This window comes from Bacillus sp. JJ1566 (assembly GCF_036962685.1).
GTDB lineage: Bacteria > Bacillota > Bacilli > Bacillales > Bacillaceae_L > Ferdinandcohnia.
In genome coordinates this window covers 8,809-15,290 of record NZ_JBALOP010000024.1, presented here as the reverse complement: position 1 = coordinate 15,290, position 6,482 = coordinate 8,809, and the positions used below count along the sequence as shown (strand labels likewise).

Below are 6,482 nucleotides of genomic sequence, written 5' to 3'. Positions count from 1 at the left end.
GGTCTTCATACGCTTGATGAAGGACTTTTCGGCGGCACTTTCGCTGCGTTCGGGTCTTCATACGCTTGATGAACTGGATTTCCGCAGCGTTAATGAAGCGTTTTGCTCTTCATCACCTCGATGAAGAGGATTTCCACAGAGTTAATACAGCGTTTTCCCTTTCATCCCCAGGATGAAGCGGATTTCTCCAGCACTACTGCAACTTTTTCCCATTCAGCAATCTAGTTCTTCCTCACCTTAACTATACTATAAGATATTTATTCAAACTATGGACCTAGAAATTACAAGAATCTAAGACTTGAGGCGTATTTTTTGCGAAAAAGCACCTTACCGTCTGCCGTCCACTTCATGTCTCTACCTTAATTATAATCAATTTTTCAAAATTATAGTAAATTATCTGGAAATTCATCATAGGATGTAGTATAGTACATTATATCACTAATGCACTAATGTACATGATCACCTAAGGAGGTGTTTGTATGAAGTTTAAGCAGGATGGCGCAAAGCCTATATATGTCCAGATTTCAGAATGGATTGAAACCGAAATTTTAAGTGGAGCTATCCCAGAAGATCATAAGGTGTTTTCACAGTATCAGCTCGCGGAGATGTTCAATATTAATCCTGCTACTGCTGCAAAGGGGCTGAATCTCCTAGCAGACGAAAATATCCTATATAAAAAGCGTGGCCTTGGCATGTTTGTGACTCCGGATGCCAAACAATTTATTTTAGAGAAAAGGAAAAGTCAAACAATGAAAAATCTCGTTTATGAATTAGTTCTGGAAGCAGAGCGGTTAGGGGTTAGTGAAACAGAATTGCTCAATATGATTAAAGCTGAAAAAGATCGGCAAAGGGGGAATCAATAGTGAATGCAATTGGGGTTCAAAACGTTTCAAAGCATTACGGTGGTATAAAAGCTCTTGATCAACTTACTTTTACAATCGAGCCAAATACAATCACTGGAGTCATTGGAAGAAATGGTGCAGGAAAAACAACCCTTTTGAAAATAATTGCTGGATTTTACCCAGCTTCAACCGGTGAGGTTCTTGTTTTTTCAGAAAACCCTTTTAATAATTTAAAAGTTTCTTCTAATCTCATTTTTGTGGATGACAATATGGCCTTTCCACCTTGGTTAAATTTAGCTGAAATCTTAAATGCAAGTGCAAGCTTTTATCCCAAATGGGATGGTGACTTAGCAAAACGACTTTTCGATTATTTCGATTTAAATCCGAAGCAGCTTCATCACCATCTTTCAAAAGGAATGAAAAGTACCTTTAATATGATTATCGGTCTCTCATCCCGCTGCCCGATTACAATCTTTGATGAACCTACAACCGGAATGGATGCGGCGATTCGAAAGGATTTTTACAAAGCATTATTGAAAGATTACATCGCACATCCTAGAACCATTCTCTTTTCAAGTCACCTTCTAAACGAGATCGATAGCATTCTAGAAAATGTTCTCCTCGTCCGGAATGGTCGTGTTGCACTCCATCAACCAATTGACGATTTGAAGGAGTATGCAGTCGGGCTTCGCGGTAAAACAAACCTCATCGAACAAGTTACGAAGGGCATGGAGGTCATTTATGTTGAAGACATCGGCAATGATTACACTTATTCGGCGGTCAAAAGTAATTATCCAGAAGCAACATGGCAGGAAGCAAAGAAGCTTGGGATCGAACTATCACCAGTAGCAACAGAAGACCTTTGTGTGTATCTCACTGCAAAGAATAAAGGGGGTATCAATGATGTCTTTAACTAATGCTAGTTTACTTGATGTTGTAAAAAAGCAATTGTTTTTTAAAGTTCGGGCATATTATGGTACGTTTTCAAGCCTTGTAACTGTCCAGGCGATTGCGCTTTTGTTTTCTTTTAACGGGGTTGGGCAGATGGGGCTTGGTGGAAACATATCGATTTCCACTTACTCTGGCAGCATGATTTTTATTTTTACCGCCTTTTGGGCATTTATTACTTCAATCACTTTAACTACAAAACCCTATCATTATATCGATTTTTCATTTGTGACAAACAGAACGAGCAGCCATCTTTCAACAATTGGAATGATGATTATCTATTCGTTCATTGCCAGTATCACCTCGACTTTTACAGGGATTTTGTTAAGGGTTATCCTTTTTTTAAAAGAGGGCGGAAATAAATTTGTAGGAAATCATTTTTTCCTCCCCTTCCCAGACTTGATTGTAGGAATTTATACTGGTGCCTTATACTTGATTTTGTTTGTGACGCTTGGATATCTCATCGGCATGTTTACACAGGTGAATAAGTTATTGGGTTTTGTACTTCCTGCGCTATTAGTTGGGTGGGCTATTTACGAAGTAAGATCATTTGATACGATTAGTTCGATTACTTTTTTTACCACTGAAACATCCATTCTTGTCTTTACAATCAAAGTTGTAATCACTGTTGCCGCGTTGGTGTGGATTGTAATTGCTGCAACAAACCGATTGGAGGTTCGAAAATAATGTCTGTAATCGGTACTTTATTACTTCCCATTATCATTTTGTTCATCATTGCTCTCGTTTTACTTTCTGTATTTTTTGGTAAAAAATATACCGGTGTTAAAAGCACAAAATTATTACTTGGAACGTATTTTATCATTTTAACAGTGTCTGTGATTGTTTATTATTGCATCCCTAAATCTAGCCTTCATTCATATGAGAGTAATAATCAGAATTTGACCTTTGACCAAATTTTTCAGGCAATTGAACAGGGGAAAATTGAAGATGTTGATGCGATAAAAGAAAAAGAAAGATGGAATATTCCATTTGATCAAGACAAACTTAATATTCAACACATGGAAAACAATAACATGACTACTTTATATGACCGTAAAGCTAATGATGACCAAACGATTGAGGTTATCTATTATGTAGCAAATACAAATTTCAATGGGTACGATTTTTATAAGGAAATCCCGTTGCCTGCAGTTTCAATCGAGGGAAATTACTTGATGACGTATCCTCCGATGAACTATGAGGTAAAACTCTATAGCTTTCATAATGATTTTGTGATTTCCCAATTTAAAGGTGGTGGGATTACGGATGAGTTTGATAGAAGGTTTGACGATGAAAAGCCTCTTAATTATGAGTTTCTCATCGTCCGAGTTCCGAAAAACCTTGAGTTAACTGGGAGCGAGTTTGTGAACTTCATTGGCGAATAATAAAAAGGAAGGGGCGCCCCTTCCTTTTTCTATGCATATTTTTGGTTGCTCGGATTTTTTAATAATGTTGAATAGCTGTAAAGAAGGTTGTCAAAGATGACATCCCATTTTTGGGTCAATGCATATTTCCTACCTTCCATCCCCATTCGATTGCGAAACCCGTCATTTTCTAGTAAATGCAAAATTGTATTTGTTATTTCCTCTGGATTACCTGGTTCACACAAATAGCCGGTAATTCCTTCTTGTACAACATTCCTTACGCCTCCCGCATTCACCCCAATAACCGGTGTACCGCTAGCCATTGATTCAAGCATGACATTTCCAAAGGTTTCGGATGCGGATGGAAAGACAAATAAATCTGAAGCAGCATACACCTCTGCTAAATCCGTTCCTTTTAAAAATCCAGTAAAAATCATATTGGATGGAGCATCTTCCTCCATTTTATTACGTGACGGTCCGTCACCAACGATTACCCATTGGATTTGTTGATTCCACTCCGGTGGCAATGATTTTGCTGTTTTAATTAGTAGTTCTACGTTTTTTTCTGGTGCTAACCTACCTACGTAGGTCAGCATAAACTTTTTTGACACCTGATGCTTTTCTCGAACAACTTCTTGATTATAGTAAGGATTAAATAAGTCACAATCAACCCCGTGTGTCCATATTTCTATGTTCGCAAACCCTTTTTCCTCAAGCTGTTCTTTGGTCACAAGGGTTGGAACATATAGCTTTTGAAATGGTCGATGAAACCACTTCATATAGGACCATAAGGGATTCGATAAAAATTGCAAATCATAAAACTGGAGATAGTAATCAAAATCAGTATGATAAGAGCCTACTAGTGGAATATTTAACTTCTTAGCATAATAACTGCCCCAAAATCCAATATTGAAGGGTGTCGCGACATGGATAATATCCGGAGCAAATTTTTCTAACTCAGCACGAATATGAAACATATTTGGGAAAGCTAGCCTACACTCTGGATATAGAAAAAAGGACAAGCTTTTAAATCGATGTATATTAGATACGTATTCCTTAGAGTCTGACATTGGCGCAAATACCTTCACATCAATGTTATGTTCTTCTAAATAATCAGTAAACCTTTTTAATGTACGTGCTACACCGTTCACCTCTGGATAATAGGTATCCGTAAAAATTGCTATTTTCATAAGATCCCCCTTAAGGTAGATTCCATTAATTGATGTACAAAAAAATAGCTTAAAATGCCAGCCGTTGTCCCTAACACTCCACCTGCCATCACGTCAGAAGGATAATGTAACCCTAAAAAAATTCTTGATAGTCCAACACAAATTCCAATTGGGAGCAGGACGATTGAAAGGTATGGCATAAACAAAATAAATGGAATAATAACTGAAAATATGGCCGTTGTGTGTCCCGAAGGAAACGAGTGGTCAGTAAGTGCTTTTAATGGGAACTTTGATTTTTCCACTATTAAATATGGCCTTTTCCTTGGATACAGCTTTTTAATTACATGCACAGGCAAATGACTAATCGCAAGGGAAAGCGCACTTGCAATTGCCGTTATCCTTGATTGATTTATCGTCAAAAAGGCTAATGCAAGACAAGTAATAATTGTAAAAGTAGCCCCACCTAAAAATGTGATTCTGGAGAAGAAAAAGTGAAGCAACTTTTTATCATAATGCTGGTTTACTTTTTGAAAGATACGACAATCAACCTGATAGATTGATAGTAAAAGCTTCATGATTTAAGTCTCCCCTCTTTACATTTACAGCTTATTTGTTAACCTATTGACCACTGTTGGTCTCCCAACCGAAACATATACCAATGGATATTTCTGTATTTCTTCTAATGGATAGCAATTTCTTCCGTCTATTACTTTCGGTTCTCTCATATATAAACTGTATAGGTCTAAGGGAAACTGTTTGATTTGCTCCCATTCGGTTGTAATAATCGTAAGGTCGGCCCTTTGAATGGCTGTTGGAATTTCATCCGTATAGTCAATGGAATTTCCAAATATCTGTTTAGCATTTTGAATAGCTACAGGGTCATATGCTATAACATTTGCGCCCTCCTGGAGTAGTTCTCTAATGACTGTGATAGAAGCTGCTTCCCGCATGTCATCTGTATTCGGTTTAAAGGAAAGCCCTAAAACGGCAACCTTCTTTCCTTTTAATGAATCCACAATCTCTTTCGCCTTGATAACGGGATATGATTTTTGACGATTATTGACTTGAATTACAGCCTCAAGTAATTCAAAATGATGTCCTAAGCTACCTGACGTATGCATCAATGCCCTCGTATCTTTAGGAAAACAAGAACCTCCATAGCCAAGGCCCGCTTTTAAAAAATACGGTCCAATTCGTTGATCCTTTCCGATTCCATACGTTACGTCGTCAATGTTAGCCCCTACTTTTTCACACATTCTAGCTATCTCATTCACAAAGCTTATCTTTGTGGCAAGAAAGGCATTAGAGGCATATTTAATCATTTCTGCACTTTTAACATCTGTTTTAATGATCGGAATTTTGAGAGGTTGATAGATTTTTGCAAGCACTTCGGCACTTTCTTCGTTTGCTGCTCCAATTACAATCCGATCCCCGTAAAAGAAATCAAAAACAGCGGATCCTTCTCGTAAGAACTCAGGGTTTGAGATGATTTCAACTCGAAGCTGCGGGAGCTTTTTAGAAACAATAAAATGTTTTATTTTGTCATTTGTTCCCACAGGGACCGTGCTTTTTGTACAAATAATCACATCATTTTCAATATGGACCGCAATTGTTTCGGCAACGTCAAAGACGTAATCAAGATTTGCAGTACCGTCCACATTCTGTGGAGTTCCGACTGCGATAAAAATGACATCAGCATGTGTGTACGCATAACGTGGATTTGTCGTAAAATAAAGCCTGCCTTCAATCAAATTTTTCTGTAAGAGTAGTTCCAATTCTGGTTCGTAAATCGGTGAATACCCTTCCTGCAGCTTTTCAATTTTTTCAGCTTGGATATCAATGCAAATGACTTCATGGCCAAGTTCAGCTAAACAAACACTTGTAACCAGTCCCACATACCCTGCACCCGCAACCGTAATCTTCATCTAACCCCTCCATCGCCTTTTACTACATCTTATCGAAAAATTGCGATTATTTTCTTTAGCTACTGTTAAAGAATTGTAAAGTTTTGGTATAGAGAATATAAAAAAAGAAGGGTCTCCCCTTCCTTTTGATAATTATTGATAGTTTTAGTGTGTATCTCGCACTGCGACTCTTGATTTTATCTGCGAGACTGGTCTCAGATACATTTCAAACACATATATGCCTGGTTTTGTCCG

General features: G+C 37.7%; 7 protein-coding genes. 4 read left to right on the top strand and 3 right to left on the bottom strand.

The window, feature by feature from the left end; all coding sequences use genetic code 11:
* The first annotated feature begins 479 nt into the window (after positions 1-479).
* From V7112_RS10480 to V7112_RS10465, 4 genes are read left to right on the top strand one after another with little or no spacing between them, the layout of a single operon-like run.
* A complete protein-coding gene (locus V7112_RS10480; protein WP_335418781.1) occupies positions 480-863 on the top strand; it encodes a GntR family transcriptional regulator in 384 nt (127 codons plus the stop codon).
* A complete protein-coding gene (locus V7112_RS10475) occupies positions 863-1,759 on the top strand; it encodes an ABC transporter ATP-binding protein (protein ID WP_335418779.1) in 897 nt (298 codons plus the stop codon). Before V7112_RS10480 ends, V7112_RS10475 begins: the two co-directional genes overlap by 1 nt.
* Positions 1,746-2,477 (top strand): hypothetical protein, encoded by a 732-nt coding sequence (locus V7112_RS10470; protein WP_335418777.1) that lies wholly within the window; start codon positions 1,746-1,748, stop codon positions 2,475-2,477. The genes V7112_RS10475 and V7112_RS10470 overlap by 14 nt, the downstream gene beginning before the upstream one ends.
* Positions 2,477-3,175, top strand: coding sequence for a hypothetical protein (locus V7112_RS10465; protein ID WP_335418776.1), 699 nt, complete (start codon positions 2,477-2,479; stop codon positions 3,173-3,175). The genes V7112_RS10470 and V7112_RS10465 overlap by 1 nt, the downstream gene beginning before the upstream one ends.
* Before the next feature lie 29 nt (positions 3,176-3,204).
* Here V7112_RS10465 and V7112_RS10460 read toward each other — a convergent pair whose 3' ends face one another.
* Genes V7112_RS10460 through V7112_RS10450 form a run of 3 tightly spaced genes read right to left on the bottom strand, consistent with a single transcriptional unit; the run spans position 3,205 to position 6,248 of the window.
* A complete protein-coding gene (locus V7112_RS10460; protein WP_335418773.1) occupies positions 3,205-4,344 on the bottom strand; it encodes a glycosyltransferase family 4 protein in 1,140 nt (379 codons plus the stop codon).
* Positions 4,341-4,898, bottom strand: coding sequence for a phosphatase PAP2 family protein (locus V7112_RS10455; RefSeq protein ID WP_335418770.1), 558 nt, complete (start codon positions 4,896-4,898; stop codon positions 4,341-4,343). The genes V7112_RS10460 and V7112_RS10455 overlap by 4 nt, the downstream gene beginning before the upstream one ends.
* A 24-nt stretch (positions 4,899-4,922) precedes the next feature.
* Positions 4,923-6,248, bottom strand: coding sequence for a UDP-glucose dehydrogenase family protein (locus V7112_RS10450; protein ID WP_335418766.1), 1,326 nt, complete (start codon positions 6,246-6,248; stop codon positions 4,923-4,925).
* Positions 6,249-6,482: the final 234 nt, after the last annotated feature.

Bases quoted from the DNA above. Each gene is read 5' to 3' on its own strand.
- V7112_RS10480 (WP_335418781.1), top strand. From the start codon at position 480: ATGAAGTTTAAGCAGGATGGCGCAAAGCCTATATATGTCCAGATTTCA.
- V7112_RS10470 (WP_335418777.1), top strand. From the start codon at position 1,746: ATGTCTTTAACTAATGCTAGTTTACTTGATGTTGTAAAAAAGCAATTG.
- V7112_RS10465 (WP_335418776.1), top strand. From the start codon at position 2,477: ATGTCTGTAATCGGTACTTTATTACTTCCCATTATCATTTTGTTCATC.
- V7112_RS10460 (WP_335418773.1), bottom strand. From the start codon at position 4,344: ATGAAAATAGCAATTTTTACGGATACCTATTATCCAGAGGTGAACGGT.
- V7112_RS10455 (WP_335418770.1), bottom strand. From the start codon at position 4,898: ATGAAGCTTTTACTATCAATCTATCAGGTTGATTGTCGTATCTTTCAA.
- V7112_RS10450 (WP_335418766.1), bottom strand. From the start codon at position 6,248: ATGAAGATTACGGTTGCGGGTGCAGGGTATGTGGGACTGGTTACAAGT.